Origin of the sequence: Sphingomonas montanisoli (genome assembly GCF_008274695.1) — a bacterium.
Classification (GTDB): domain Bacteria; phylum Pseudomonadota; class Alphaproteobacteria; order Sphingomonadales; family Sphingomonadaceae; genus Rhizorhabdus; species Rhizorhabdus montanisoli.
Window position 1 is genome coordinate 40,418 of sequence record NZ_VTOU01000007.1, and the last position, 13,301, is coordinate 53,718.

Here is a 13,301-nt window from a genome sequence, read left to right on the forward strand (position 1 = left end):
GAGGGGTATTGCCCGGCAGCGAAGGTCCGTAATTGTGGCGACTACCCCTCCACCGCCTTTGGCGGTCCCCCTCCCCCTCCGGGGGAGGATTGATCAGCCACCCACTCCCGGAACGCGCGCATCGCTGCGGTCTCGGCGCGCGAATGGAGGCGGGTGAGCCAGTATCGGCCGGTCGTGACGGTGATGTCGAACGGCTGGACGATCCGCCCTGCCGCCAGTTCGGCCGCGAACAGAGCCGGCGGGGCGAGCGCGACGCCCTGCCCCTGCGCCGCGGCGGCGACCATCAGCACCGAACTGTCGAACAATGGCCCGCGCAAGGGAGGGCAGGGCAGGCGGGCGGCGGCGAACCAGCGCGGCCATTCGTCGGCGCGATAGGATCGCAGCAACATCTCGCCGCCCAGCGCCTCGGGCCGGTCGAGCCGCGCTGCGATGGCGGGCGAGCAGAGCGGGCTGAGCGGCGCGTCAAGGATCGGATCGGCCTGCGTCCCATGCCACGCCCCGTCGCCGAAGCGGATCGCGAGGTCGAGCCCCTCACCCGCCAGATCGACCCGGTTGTTGTTGGTCAGCACGCGCAGGTCGACGTGCGGATGCCTGGCCGCGAAATCGTCAAGCCGAGGCAGCAGCCAGCCGACCGCGAAAGTCCCCACCACGCCTACCGTCAGCACCTCGGTCAGATGCCCGCCCGCATAGCGATCGAGCGTCGCGCCGATCCGGTCGAACGCGTCGGCCAGCACCGGCACCAGCGCGCGCCCCTCGTCGGTCAGCGCCAGGCCGCGCGGCAGGCGGCGGAACAGCCGCGTCCCCAGCCGTCGTTCGAGCGCCGCGACCTGATGGCTTACCGCCCCCTGGCTCACGCACAGTTCCAGCGCGGCGCGGGTGAAGTTCAGGTGCCGTGCCGATGCTTCGAAGGCGCGCAGCGCGTTGAGGGGCAGGTTGGGCCGATCCATGCATCAGGCATGAATTGGTTTCATGCTTCTGTCGAGAATTGATGCTTTGCCGATTGGCAGTGCACAGGCCATCCTCTCCCCATCATTCGGCAGATGGGGAATAAGCAATGCGGAACGGAATTGGTCTGGCTGTGGGGATTGCAGGCGCGCTGCTGGGTTCGATGGCGTGGGGGCAAGGGACTACGCAGGACGACGCGAACGATCCGCTGCTCGCGCCCGTCAGCGCCGATTTCGCCAAGCAGTGGTTGACACCGCAGACGCCGATCAAGGTCTTCGGTCGTACATATCTTGTGGGCTATGACGGCCTTACCGTCGCTTTGATCAAGACCGACGACGGGCTGGTCCTGATCGATGGCGCGGTGCCGCAGGCGGTGCGCGGGATCGAAGCGAACATCCGTACGCTCGGCTTCGACATAAAGGACGTGAAGTACATCCTCAGCACCGAACCGCATTACGACCATGCCGGCGGCATCGCCGCGCTCCAGCGCGACAGCGGCGCACGCGTGGTTTCGAGCATCCCCGCCGCGGCGGAGCTGCGGACGGGCAAGGGCAGCGCCAGCGATCCGCAGGCGAGCTGGCTTTCGACCTATCCGGGCGTGCCCAAGGTGCTGGGCCTGCGCGACGGCATGACGATCCGGATCGGCGGCATGACGATCCGCGCGGTCGCCACGCCCAGCCACACCGCCGGCAGCATGAGCTGGACGTGGAAGGATTGCGAAGGCGATGTCTGCAAGAACATCGTGTTCGGATCGAGCCTCAGCCCGACCGCCGCGCCCGACTGGAAATATTCCGATCGCAAGCATGCCCCCTGGGTCGCCACCTTCCGCGCGACGCTTACCAAGGTGCGCAAGCTGCCGTGCGACATCCTGTTCTCCGCGCATCCGATGCAGTCGGGCGGGGACGAGAAATATGCCGCGTTCACAAAATCGTCCGATCCGAACCCCTACATCGATCCCGCATCGTGCAGCGCCTATGCCGATCGCTTCGAAAAGGCGCTGAACGAGAAGATTGCGAAAGGGGACTGATGGTCGCGTTGGATCGCAGGCAGATGATGGCATCGACGGCGGCTCTGCTAATGGCAGGGCCGCTCGTCGCGGCGGCACCCAAGAAGGTGCCCGTCTTCGCGCATCGCGGCTGTTCGGCGCTTCGGCCCGAACATACGCTGGCGGCTTATGCCAAGGCGATTGCCGACGGCGCCGACTATGTCGAACCCGATCTTGTGCCCACCCGCGACGGCGCGCTGGTCGCCCGGCATGAAAACAACATCGCCGAGACGACCGACGTCGCCACCCGCGCGGAATTCGCATCGCGCAAGACGACCAAAACGATCGACGGCCAGAGCCAGATCGGCTGGTTCACCGAAGACTTCACCCTTGTCGAACTCAAGACGCTGCGCGCGATCGAGCGGCTGGGCAAGCTGCGCCCCGAAAGCCAGTCCTTTGACGGGCAGTTCCAATTGCTCACGCTCGACGAGGTGATCGATTTCGTCGCGGCCGAAGCGGCGGCGCGCGGGCGCACGATCGGCCTCGTCCCCGAACTCAAGCATTCGACCTATTTCGCCAAGGCCGGCCTGCCGGTCGAGGATCGTTTCCTCGCCACCCTCGCGGCGCACGCTTATACGAAGACCGCGCCGGTCGAGGTTCAGTCTTTCGAAGTCGCCAATTTGCGCTATTTGCGTGGAAAGATCGGCAAGCCGGCGAACATCAAGCTGCTCCAACTCGTCGCCGACGTGCCCTATCCGCCCTCCGATGTTGCGGCCGCGGGCGGCAAGACGACTTTCCTCGACATGCTGACACCCAAGGGCCTCGCCGAAATCGCGACCTATGCCGATGTGCTGGGGCCGCCGGTGCGTGCGATCATCCCGCTCGGCCCGGACGGCAAGCTCACCGCGCCGACCGCGCTGGTGAAGGATGCGCACGCCGCCGGCCTGCTCGTCCGCCCCTGGACCTTCCGCCCGGAAAACGACTTCCTCGCCGCCGACTTCAAGGACGGGCAGGGCGATGCCGCGCGCAATCCCAAGGGTTCGGTCGCCGAGATGCGCCGCTATCTTGCCGCCGGCATCGACGGCTTCTTCACCGACGATCCGGCCCTCGGCCGCGCGGCCGTCGACGGTCTCTAGAAGGTCACCGCTGCCCTCAACGCCTGCCCGCTCAGCATCAGGTCGAACCCTTCGTTGATCCGGCCGATCGGCAGGCGGTGGGTGATGAAGGGATCGAGCAGGATGCGGCCATCGACATAGAGGTCGAGCAGCCCCGGCAATTGCGTCCGCCCGCGCATGTTGCCCATATAGGATCCGGTCACGGTCCGCCCGATCTGGAGCGATGTCAGCGGGACCGGCAAGGTCGCGCTGGGATCGAGCACGCCCAGCAGCACCGACATGCCCCAGCCGATGTGCGACACCTCGATCGCCTGGTTCATCAGGGTGGCGTCGCCGACACATTCGAAGCAATAGTCCGCGCCGCCGCCGGTGAGGGCGCGCAGATGATCGACCAACCGGTCGCCATGCGCGCGCGCGTCGACGAAATCGGTGACGCCGAACTGCGCCGCCGCCGCTCCCCGATCCGGATTGACGTCAACCCCGATGATCCGGCTCGCCCCTGCCACGCGCGCACCCTGCGCCACGTTCACGCCGACGCCGCCCAGACCGAAGATCACCACGTTCGATCCCTCACGGACCCGCGCCGTGTGGAGCGCCGCGCCCACCCCGGTCGCGACCGCGCATCCGATCGCACAGGCGATGTCGAGCGGCACGTCGTCGCGTATCTTCGCAACCTGCCGTTCGGGCATCACCATATGTTGCGCGAAGGCGCCGTTGTTGGACATGACCGCGACGGGTTCGCCGTTCAGGAAGAAGCGCGGCCTCTTGTCGCGCATGTCGGCCAGGAAGGCTTCGCAGATATTGGTGCGGCCCGATCGGCAATTGGCGCAGACGCCGCACTCGGCGATGGACAGCGGGATGACGTGATCGCCCGGCCGCACGCTTTCGACGCCCGGCCCGCACTCACGAACCACGCCTGCGCCTTCATGGCCCAGGATGATCGGATAGAGGCCCGACGGTGGTTCGCGCAGCCGTTGATGATGGTCCGAATGGCAGATGCCGCATGCGCAGATCTCGATCAGAACCTCGCCAGGGCCGGGAGGTGCTAATTGCACCGTCTCGATCGTCAGCGCCGCGTCGGGCGCGTGGCAAACGGCCGCGCGGGTTTCGATCATCATCTTGTCCTCTCCCTATGGGGGCAGAGGTCCACATAAATCCGTTCGTGTCGAGCGAAGTCGAGACACGTTGGCTGGGTGCGCGGGACCGTGTCTCGACTTCGCTCGACACGAACGGGGTAAGGGAGGGTGGGGCGGCATAAGACACCCCACCCCAAACACTCACGCCCCCAGGCGCTCGTGCAATTCCTTCTCCAGCTGCGTCAGGTTCGCTGCAGACGCATCATAAGTGATGTTGTTGGTATGGATCTTCGGGCCGCCCCAACCCGGCAGCAGGCCCTTTTCGTGGCAGAAGAACTGCGCCTCGATATTCTTGCCGTTGAACTGGTCGGCGTCCGGATCGGTCGCGAGCCAGCGGGTGACCTTGGCCAGAACCTCCATCGGCGCGCCGTCATTCTTGATGCCGAACTTCGCCATGTCCTGCCCGATGCGCTCGGTCGCGATCAGGCCCGGCTGGATGTTGAAGCAACGGATGCCCTGATCGCTCAACTCGGTCTTCAGGAAACCTGCGATCCGCTGGAACGCGCCCTTGGACAGGCCATAGCCCATGCCCCAGCCGCCCGAACCTGCGGGCTTGTCCGGGTCGCCATAGCCCGATGCCGACGTGATGTTGACGATGGTGCCGCCCCCCTGCTTGATCATCGCGGGCAGAACGAGCTGGTTGATCGTCAGCGGCGCCCAGACATTGGCATCCATCTGCAGCTTGAGCAGTGAGATCGGCGTCTCGAGGAAGCGGTCCATATGGCCCGGCCCGATATAGCGGCCATTGTGGAGGACCAGATCGATCCGGCCCCAGCGTTCCAGCACCTGCGTCACCGCCGCGCCGATCGATGCGAGGTCGAGCAGGTCGGCCTGGATCGCCATGCACTGGACGCCCTTGGCTCGGATCGCGGCGGACGTGCTTTCCAGGCTGCCGGGCAGCGGCGACAGATCGGACGCCTTGAGCGTGGACGAATGCTCGCGCTGTTCGCCCTCGGTCACGGTGCGCGCGACGATCGCGACGTCATAACCCGCGTCGGCCAGTTCGATCGCGCAGGCCTTGCCGATGCCCCGGCTCGCGCCGGTAATGAATGCTACCTTGTTCGCCATCACTTCATCTCCGGAAATTTGCCTTCGGACCACTGCATCACCGCGCGCCGGCGATAGATGATCCAGCCCTTGTCGGTGCGACGCACCTTGTCGCGATACTGGACGCCAACGGTCAGGTTGCCGTCGGGATCGCCGGCGGGGCGGATGTGATAGGCGACCGCATAGGTCCACATTGTCGCGTCATCCCCGTCGACGGTGACGTGCTGGTTCAGCATCGTGTGCTGGGTGGCCTCGAATCCGGCCGCGCCCTTATAAGTGGCGCGCAGATAATCGTGCAGTGGCGCCGATCCCATCTTGCCTTCGCCCAGGCCGTCCTCGGCAAAACAGCTCAGCACCAGATCGGGATCGCGCATGTCGGTGCCCAGCGCATAGACCTTGGCGAGTTGGCTGATCGCATAGATGTCCGCCAGCTTGGCCGGATCGGGCGGCGCGATCGGCCCCGCCCATTGTTTGATGTCGTCGCTCATTCGGCTTTGCCCTCTCCTTATGCTGGAGGAAGGCTATCAAGCGAATCGCTTATAGTAAACCTTTCGATAAGTCGCGATCGTCACTTTTCCGATAGGGCGGCGAGGCCGTCGATCAGCAGGCGGAGCTGCGCGCGAAAGGCGTCGTCGGTCACGCCGCGCATATTCTGCTGCTCGGCGGCGGCGGACAGCAATGGGAAGTCCGCGGGCACCGGGGTCGGCGTCGCCGGATCGATTCCCGAACGCCGCATCTGTCGCTCCAACACCACCGCGCCACGCGTGTAGAGCGACAAGGCCACCAACCCGCGCAGCGCCGCTTCGGCTGTAAACCCCGCCGCGGTCATCTTGGTCAGGTTGAGCTCGACTTCGGGCCACAGGTGGACCAGCGCATTCTCGCCCAGCCGGCTGCCGCGCATGTAGAGCAGGTCGCACAGCAGGTCGTTGTCGCGCAGCGCATCGCGCATCCGGCAGTAAAGTTGTTCGACCCGGTCCTGCCATGCGCCGGCCTCGGGCGGCGTGATCAGGTCGTGGAGTCGGCGCGCGGCCTCGATCGTGATCGCGTCGATCAGCGCGTCCTTATTATCGAAATACCAATAGATGCTGGTCACGCCGATGCCGAGCGCACGGCCGAGACGTGGCATCGACAGCGCGTCGAGCCCCTCCGCCTCTGCCAGCGCCAGCGCGCCCGCGATGATCTCCTCGGCGCTGATCGAACCGCGTTCGCGACGCGCCGGCCGCTCTGACTGTTGCTTCCCCATATCCCGCATGTGCCCCAGCGGACGAACCGGGGCAATGCGGTAAGGCTTACCGCATCAGGATTTGGGAGCAGGCGCCTTGGTGTAGGGCACGAACTTGTTCAGGAACACGACACCGCTCGGGAAACGGCTGATGCGGCTCATCAGGCGGATCGTGTCGATGTTGCACAGCTGCGGCGTGCGGGTGTCGGTGATCAGGATGTCGTCGTCGTCGAGCGTGCCCGGATGCACCGGCCGGTTGACGTACAGCTTGTTGCCGCTGACGCGATAGACGATCGCGGTGCCGTCGATGATCTGGGTCTGCTGGATGTCGCGCAGGTTGATGCAATTCACCGGCGTACCCGCGGTGCGCCCTTCGAGCAGCTTGGTGAGGCGCGCTTCGCCCCGCACCTGCGTCTTGGTCGGCTCCGGCGCGGCGGAGACGGCCGTCGCGGCCAGAGCAGCGGTGAGGATCAATGTGGAAATGATGCGCATGGCGATCGTCCTTCTCCGTGGTGCGACCCCGGAATTGCACGCTTTACCGTGCAGCACCTGAATTGGGGCTGACCGGCTCGTCGCGCAAGCCCCCTTCGCCATCCAGCACCAGCCGTCGCGTGATGCCGATCGCGTCGAGGAAGCGGGTATCATGACTCACTACGATCAGAGCGCCGTCATAGATGCGCAGGCCCGCTTCGATCGCGGCGATCGAATCGAGATCGAGGTGATTGGTCGGCTCGTCGAGGATCAGCAGCGGCGGCGGATCGATCCCGATCGCGCAGGCCAGCGCCGCGCGCAGCGCCTGCCCGCCGCTCAGGCTCCCCGCACTCTGCAGCGCTGCATCGCCCCGGAACCCCAGCCGCGCGAGCGCCGCCCGCCCGGCATTGGCGTCGCTGCCCGGATGGAGCGCGGCGAAATTGTCGGCGACGCCGATCGCCGGGTCGAGCAGGCTGGCGCTCTGATCGAGCAACGCCATCCGTACCGGGCGCCGCACCTCGCCCGACACGGGCTTCAATCGACCGGTCAGCAGATCGATCAACGTCGTCTTGCCAGATCCGTTCGGGCCGACGACCGCCACCCGCTCCGGCCCCGCGATCGTGAAGTCGATGTCGCGCAGGATCGGGTGTGCCGGATCATATCCGCCGGTCACGCTCTCCAGCGCCAGCACGACGCGCCCTGGTGCGAGGCCCGTCGACGGCAGGTCGACCCGCACCGTCTCCAGCACCTCGATCCGATCGCGCGCCACGCCCAGTCGCTCGCTTGCATCGCTAGCCTGCCGCTCGACGAGGCGCGCATTGCCGCCGCCAGTGCCCTCCGCGCGATCCTTGCGCAGCCCGATCAGGATGCGCGGCATGTCGCCTTTCGCTCCCTTGCGCGCACCGGCGGCGTCGCGGCGCTGCTGGCGTTCGCGCGTTGCCTGCGCCTGTCGCGCGACGTCGGAAACGCGCTTCTCGGCGGTGGCGAGGTCATGTTCGGCCGCCGCCAGTTCGATCGCCTTGCGCTCGGCAAAATCATCATAATTGCCGCCATATCGCGTCGCGCCGAGGCTGGTCAGTTCGACGATCGCATCCATCGCGGCCAGCAGTTCGCGGTCATGGCTCACCACGATCGCACCCGTGCGCCAGCCGCGCAGCAGATCGATCACCGCCTCGCGTCCGTTGCGATCGAGATGGTTGGTCGGCTCGTCGAGCAGCAGCATGTCGGGTTGGGCAAACACCGCCGCCGCCAGCGCCGCGCGCGTCCTCTGCCCGCCCGACAGGGTGGCGAGCCGCGTGCCCGCATCGGCCGCCAGCTTCACCGACGCGAGCGCCTCGTCGATCCGCGCCTCGATCGTCCAGTCGGCCTCGGCCAGTTCGTCGACCGTTGCCTCACCTGCCTCGGCCTTCGCCAGCAGCGCCAGCGCGTCGCGCACGCCGAACAGGTCGGCGATAGTCTCTTGCGGGTCGACGTCGACAATCTGTCGCAGCACCCCGATCCGCCCGTCGATACTGATGCGCCCGCCGGTCGGTTGGATGTCACCCGCGATCAGCCGCAGCAAAGTCGATTTCCCGACCCCGTTGCGCCCGACGATCCCGGCGCGCTCCTGACCGAAGGCGATGGTCAGTCGGTCGAGAACTCTGGTCCCGTCAGGCGCGGACCAGCTGATATCGGAAAGGGCGATCGAAGCGGACATGGTGGATTCCCGGAACGGCAAGGCAGATGGGCGATGCGGTTGGGGAGAAATCCATGGCGAAAATCCTTCGATGGCGGAGGAAGCAGAATAGGCTCCCGACCTATTCCCGTAAACCCTCGTCATTGCGAGGAGCCGACGGCGACGCGGCAATCCAGTCCGCAGTTCGGAATGGATTGCTTCGCTACACTCGCAATGACGATCGGAAATTAGAGTCGGTCGAAATCCACCTCGCCGTGGCGATCCAGCCAGTTCGTCGCCTCGGGCATCGGATATTTCAGCCCCGTCGCGCAGTTGAACAGCACCGCCGTCTCGCTTTCGCTCACCAGCCCGTCGGCCAGCGCGGCGCGATAGGCCGCCAGCGTCGCGCCGCCCTCGGGGCACAGTAGTAGCCCGTCCTGACGCGCGGTATCGTCGACTGCCTTCAGGATCGCATCGTCATCCACCGCGATCGCCTTGCCGCCGCTCTCGCGCACCGCGCGCAGGATCAGGAAGTCGCCGACAGCTTTGGGCACGCGGATGCCCGCCGCCACCGTGTGCGAATTCTCCCAGCGATCGGCATGCTCTACGCCGTCATCATAAGCCTTCACGATCGGCGCACAGCCGGACGCCTGCACCGCATACATGCGCGGCCGCTTGCTGCCGATCCAGCCGAGCTTCTCCAGCTCGTCGAACGCCTTCCACATGCCGATCAGGCCGGTGCCCCCGCCGGTGGGGTAGAAGATTGCATCGGGCAATTCCCAGCCGAACTGCGCGGCCAGTTCCAGCCCCATCGTCTTCTTGCCCTCGATCCGATACGGCTCCTTCAGGGTCGAAAAGTCGAACCAGCGCCCCTCAGCCGCGCCCTTGCCGACGATCGCGCCGCAATCGTCGATCAGCCCGTTGACCCGCCACACCCTCGCGCCCTGCAGCGCGATCTCGCGCACGTTGATCTCGGGCGTATCCTCCGGACACAGCACGATCGTCTCGATCCCGCAGCGGCTGGCATAAGCGGCCAGCGCCGCGCCCGCATTGCCGTTGGTCGGCATCGCGATCTTCGTGACACCAAGCTCCTTCGCCATCGATACGGCCATCACCAGCCCGCGCGCCTTGAACGACCCGGTCGGCAGGCGGCCTTCGTCCTTCACCAGCACATTCGCGCCGCCGCTTGCGGGGATCGGTACCAGCGGCGTCTCGATCTCGCCCAGCGAGACGATGTCCTTCGTGTGTCGCACCGGCAGCAACTCGCGCCACCGCCACAAATCGGTCGGCCGCGCCGCAATCTCGTCACGCGACACCGCCTTGCCGATCGCCTCCAGATCGTAGCGTACGAGGAGGGGACGGCCGACCTTCGACAGGCCGTGAAGCTTGTCCGCCTCATATCGCTCCCCCGTCATCGAGCATTCGAGGTGGGTGACGAAGCTGGGCCGATCGGCGGAAAGATTCTCGTTCATGCCGCCGCTTTAGCGTGAGTGTCAGCCGCGCGCGAACCCCTTCGCGCCATAGGCGGGCAGTTCGTGCTGCATCACGATGCCGGGTTTCGCCGCCACGACATGCGGGATCGCGTTTACGGCCGGCATTGCGGTCATGATCATGCCCAGGCCCATATAGTTTTCCTCGTTCCAGTCCTTGGGCGGGACGAGCAGGACGTGGGTGTGGACCGTCGGCATACCGATCACGTCGATGAAATAGCCATGCTTGATGTCGAAGCCGTTCTCGACATTCGGTCCCTTGAGCCACTGGAAGCGCAGGACGATCAGGTCCTTCCCGCCCACCTTCCCGCGCCAGCGGCCGTCGACCGCGGTGATCTCGCCCTTGCGGATCGTGGCGTAACCCAGCTCGTTGTCGGCGCTGGCCACCGCATAATCGATGTCGAACGTGATCTCGTCGAGGGTCACGCCCAGCGCGTCGGCGGTCAGCTCGACCGCGTCGCTGAACACCTCGGTCGTCTTGGCGGCGGCCTCGACCAGGCCCGGCGTGCCCGGCAGCTTGCCGAAACCGACATTCACCTCGGTCTCCCAGCTGTCATAGCCGGTCGAGTCGACCGATTCGAGCACGCGCACCTGATCGACGCGGTTGCACACCTGGCTGCTGACGATTGCCATCATGTTGGCGAAGCCGGGGTTCATGCCCGATCCGAACAGGGTGGCGCCGCCCTTTTCGCCGGCCGCGCGGATGCGGGCGCGCTCCTCCTCGCCCATCCACCGGCCGGTGATGAAGGCGGCGGTCGCGACGATGTTGATGCCCGCTTCCAGGATACGACACAGTTCGTCCACGTTCGACCACATCGGATTATAGACGCACACGTCGGGTTTCAGCGCGAACAGCGCCTCGACATCGTTTGTCGCGAGCACGCCTGTGGGCGTATCCAACCCGCACAATTCGGCTGCGTCCCTCCCCACTTTCGACGTGCCATGCGAATAGACGCCAACCAGCTCGTAGAGCGGGTTCTCGATCACCGCGCGCAATGATCGCCGGCCGACATTGCCGGTGGTCCACTGGATGACGCGATAGGCCATGTCTCTCTCCCGAACTTATCTTGTAAACGATCGATTACATGGCCCATGGAGGGGTGACAACAGCACGAAACGCGGGACGGTTCGTCATCACATTGTCGCCGATCGGGCGGATGAGGCGATCACCGTCAAATTAGGGGACTCATATGCGCATCACTGGCCGATTGGCTGTTCTGCTCCTTGCCGCCATACCTTTGCCCGTTATTGCCGCGGCGCCCACCGATGCGACCGTCACCCGCGTCGCGCCCGATAAGGTGCGGATCAGCTGGAAGGATGCGAACGGCGCCGACGTGCTGATGTCCGATCATGCCGACGCGACTGCAAAGGCATCTACCCTCGTCTCGCCCGACGATCGCGACGGCGCCCACGAACAGACCGTCCGCCCGGGCGAGCGCGCCTATTTCCTGCTGCGCGACCATAAGAGCGGCGATGCGATCCGCGTCGCCGAACGCGTCCTCCCGCTCGCGCAGGGCTCCAACTTCCGCGACGTCGGCGGCTATGCCGCGGCGGGCGGCAAGCATGTCAAATGGGGCATGATCTTCCGATCCGGCGCGACCCCGCTGTTGAGCGACGCCGACGTGCAGCAGGTGTCGGGCCTCCACCTCGCCAACATGGTCGACCTGCGCTCGTCGGAGGAGCGACAGCTCGCACCGTCGCGCATCTATGGCGTGCCCTATAACGCGATCGGTTATTCGATGGCGCAGATCACCAATGCGATGAAGGCGACGGGCACGCCGGCAAACGCGATGCCCACCAATGGCGACGCGCTCTATCGCAAGATGCCCGATATGCTCGCGCCGCAGATGAAGCTGCTGTTCGATCGCCTGCTCGATCGCTCCGGCCCGCTCGCCTACAATTGCTCGGCGGGGCAGGATCGCACCGGACTTGCCACCGCGCTCGTCCTCTCGGCGCTCGGCGTATCGCGCGACGTGATCAAGGCGGATTATCTGCTGTCCACGCCGAACCGGCACCCCGAATGGGAAATGCCCTGGTTCGATCCGGCCGCCTATCCGGACAACGCCGCCGCGCAGATGTTCGCTCGGCCCAAGGATGCGCCGGTCCGCCCGGCCAACCCGCTCTACATGCCGGACGGCACGCCGTTCATCACCTATGCGCTCGATCAGATCGACAAGGATTATGGCTCGGTCGAAGGCTATCTGGACAAGAAGCTGGGCGTCAGCGCCGCCGACATCGCGACGCTGCGCGCGACCTATCTGGAGTGATTACGGGGCGGGTGGTGAATCGGCTTCGATGAGTTCGACGACCTCATAATCGTACCGATCCCACCCGCGCTGCTTCGCCGCTTCGGCAATCGCCGCCTTTCGGCCGGTCGCTTCCTTCAGTGACTTGGCATGCCCCCAGAACACCTCGGGCTTCCCTTCGCCCCGATAGGCGACGATCCGCCAATAATGGGTGAAGGGCGACGCCGTCGGCCCTATCGTCTTGACGTAACCGTCCGCCATCGTGGCGATGAGGTAGCGTTTTTTCTTGGCCATCCGCCTTCCAATCGTCAGGGCAATAGAGAGCGCCTGGCGAACTCGGTCGCCGCGACGAGCCCGTCCTGACCGACGCTATGTGCGACGCCCGGCGACGCGTGCGTTTCCACCCGCACGCCGGCCGCCGTCAGCGCGGTCGCGGCAAGGTCCATCGATCGGAACGGTACGACGTCGTCCTCGGTCCCGTGGATCAAAAGGACGGGCGGCCGGCTGCGGATGTCCGCTTCAAGCCGATCCGGTGCGACGAGCATCCCCGAAATGCCGACGATGCCCGCGATCGGATCCGGGCGGCGCAGGCCGACGTGCAGCGCCATCATCGTTCCCTGGCTGAAGCCGACGAGGAGAAGGCGGTCGCTCGACAGTCCTGTCGCGTCCAGTTCTTGCGTGACGAAGGCATCCAGCTCCGGCGCCGCCGAAGCCGCGCCGGCGGCGCGCTCGGCCATCGAGAAGGTCTCGATCGGCCACCACTGGTGTGCGGCGGCCATGCGCGGGATCTGCGAGGGGGCGTTGGGCGCCACGAAGGCCGCGTCGGGCAACGCCGGCTGGATCATCGCGGCGAGCGAGATGAGGTCGTCGCCGTTCGAACCGTAACCGTGGATCAGGATGACGAGGGCGTTCGGTTTGGAGCCGGAGAGTGGGGCGAGGCGGGGGCCATCGAGCAAGGGTCTATCCTTTTCCTTATGTCGGGTCGGAGGC

At 66.0% G+C, this 13,301-nt stretch carries 14 protein-coding genes; 3 read left to right on the forward strand and 11 right to left on the reverse strand.

Annotation, left to right across the window (positions count from 1 at the left end; all coding sequences use genetic code 11):
- Positions 1 to 41: 41 nt before the first annotated feature.
- A complete protein-coding gene (locus FYJ91_RS20170; RefSeq protein ID WP_149524133.1) occupies positions 42 to 947 on the reverse strand; it encodes a LysR family transcriptional regulator in 906 nt (301 codons plus the stop codon).
- A 107-nt stretch (positions 948 to 1,054) separates the two neighbouring features.
- On the opposite strand from FYJ91_RS20170, the gene bla reads away from it, so the two are divergent.
- Positions 1,055 to 1,972 (forward strand): subclass B3 metallo-beta-lactamase, encoded by a 918-nt coding sequence (bla, locus tag FYJ91_RS20175; protein WP_149524134.1) that lies wholly within the window; start codon positions 1,055 to 1,057, stop codon positions 1,970 to 1,972.
- The gene (locus FYJ91_RS20180; RefSeq protein ID WP_149524135.1) at positions 1,972 to 3,066 is read left to right on the forward strand and encodes a glycerophosphodiester phosphodiesterase; all 1,095 of its coding nucleotides are present in this window, start codon (positions 1,972 to 1,974) and stop codon (positions 3,064 to 3,066) included. Before bla ends, FYJ91_RS20180 begins: the two co-directional genes overlap by 1 nt.
- On the opposite strand, the gene FYJ91_RS20185 is transcribed toward FYJ91_RS20180, so the two are convergent.
- From FYJ91_RS20185 to FYJ91_RS20220, 8 genes are all read right to left on the reverse strand, one after another.
- Positions 3,063 to 4,163, reverse strand: a complete 1,101-nt coding sequence (locus FYJ91_RS20185; protein ID WP_246152779.1) for an alcohol dehydrogenase catalytic domain-containing protein — start codon at positions 4,161 to 4,163, stop codon at positions 3,063 to 3,065. The two genes, FYJ91_RS20180 and FYJ91_RS20185, sit on opposite strands and share 4 nt — an antisense overlap.
- A 159-nt stretch (positions 4,164 to 4,322) precedes the next feature.
- Entirely contained in the window at positions 4,323 to 5,249 is a 927-nt protein-coding gene (locus FYJ91_RS20190; RefSeq protein ID WP_149524136.1) for an SDR family NAD(P)-dependent oxidoreductase, read from the reverse strand.
- The gene (locus tag FYJ91_RS20195) at positions 5,249 to 5,716 is read right to left on the reverse strand and encodes a nuclear transport factor 2 family protein (RefSeq protein ID WP_149524137.1); all 468 of its coding nucleotides are present in this window, start codon (positions 5,714 to 5,716) and stop codon (positions 5,249 to 5,251) included. Before FYJ91_RS20195 ends, FYJ91_RS20190 begins: the two co-directional genes overlap by 1 nt.
- 80 nt (positions 5,717 to 5,796) lie before the next feature.
- Positions 5,797 to 6,471, reverse strand: coding sequence for a TetR family transcriptional regulator (locus tag FYJ91_RS20200; protein WP_181008610.1), 675 nt, complete (start codon positions 6,469 to 6,471; stop codon positions 5,797 to 5,799).
- A gap of 54 nt (positions 6,472 to 6,525) precedes the next feature.
- Positions 6,526 to 6,942, reverse strand: coding sequence for a hypothetical protein (locus FYJ91_RS20205; protein ID WP_149524139.1), 417 nt, complete (start codon positions 6,940 to 6,942; stop codon positions 6,526 to 6,528).
- A 43-nt stretch (positions 6,943 to 6,985) separates the two neighbouring features.
- Positions 6,986 to 8,617: an ABC-F family ATP-binding cassette domain-containing protein gene (locus tag FYJ91_RS20210; protein WP_149524140.1), complete on the reverse strand. Its 1,632-nt coding sequence runs from the start codon at positions 8,615 to 8,617 to the stop codon at positions 6,986 to 6,988.
- A 206-nt stretch (positions 8,618 to 8,823) separates the two neighbouring features.
- Positions 8,824 to 10,047 (reverse strand): threonine synthase, encoded by a 1,224-nt coding sequence (locus FYJ91_RS20215; protein ID WP_149524141.1) that lies wholly within the window; start codon positions 10,045 to 10,047, stop codon positions 8,824 to 8,826.
- Positions 10,048 to 10,068: 21 nt separating this feature from the next.
- Complete coding sequence (locus FYJ91_RS20220; protein WP_149524142.1) at positions 10,069 to 11,112, reverse strand: NAD(P)H-dependent amine dehydrogenase family protein; 1,044 nt, start codon at positions 11,110 to 11,112, stop codon at positions 10,069 to 10,071.
- Between the two features lie 143 nt (positions 11,113 to 11,255).
- On the opposite strand from FYJ91_RS20220, the gene FYJ91_RS20225 reads away from it, so the two are divergent.
- Positions 11,256 to 12,332, forward strand: a complete 1,077-nt coding sequence (locus tag FYJ91_RS20225) for a tyrosine-protein phosphatase (RefSeq protein WP_149524143.1) — start codon at positions 11,256 to 11,258, stop codon at positions 12,330 to 12,332.
- Here FYJ91_RS20225 and FYJ91_RS20230 read toward each other — a convergent pair whose 3' ends face one another.
- Both FYJ91_RS20230 and FYJ91_RS20235 read right to left on the reverse strand, forming a co-directional pair.
- Complete coding sequence (locus FYJ91_RS20230) at positions 12,333 to 12,605, reverse strand: hypothetical protein (protein ID WP_149524144.1); 273 nt, start codon at positions 12,603 to 12,605, stop codon at positions 12,333 to 12,335.
- Positions 12,606 to 12,619: 14 nt separating this feature from the next.
- Positions 12,620 to 13,267 (reverse strand): alpha/beta hydrolase, encoded by a 648-nt coding sequence (locus FYJ91_RS20235; protein ID WP_149524145.1) that lies wholly within the window; start codon positions 13,265 to 13,267, stop codon positions 12,620 to 12,622.
- Between the last annotated feature and the right edge of the window lie 34 nt (positions 13,268 to 13,301).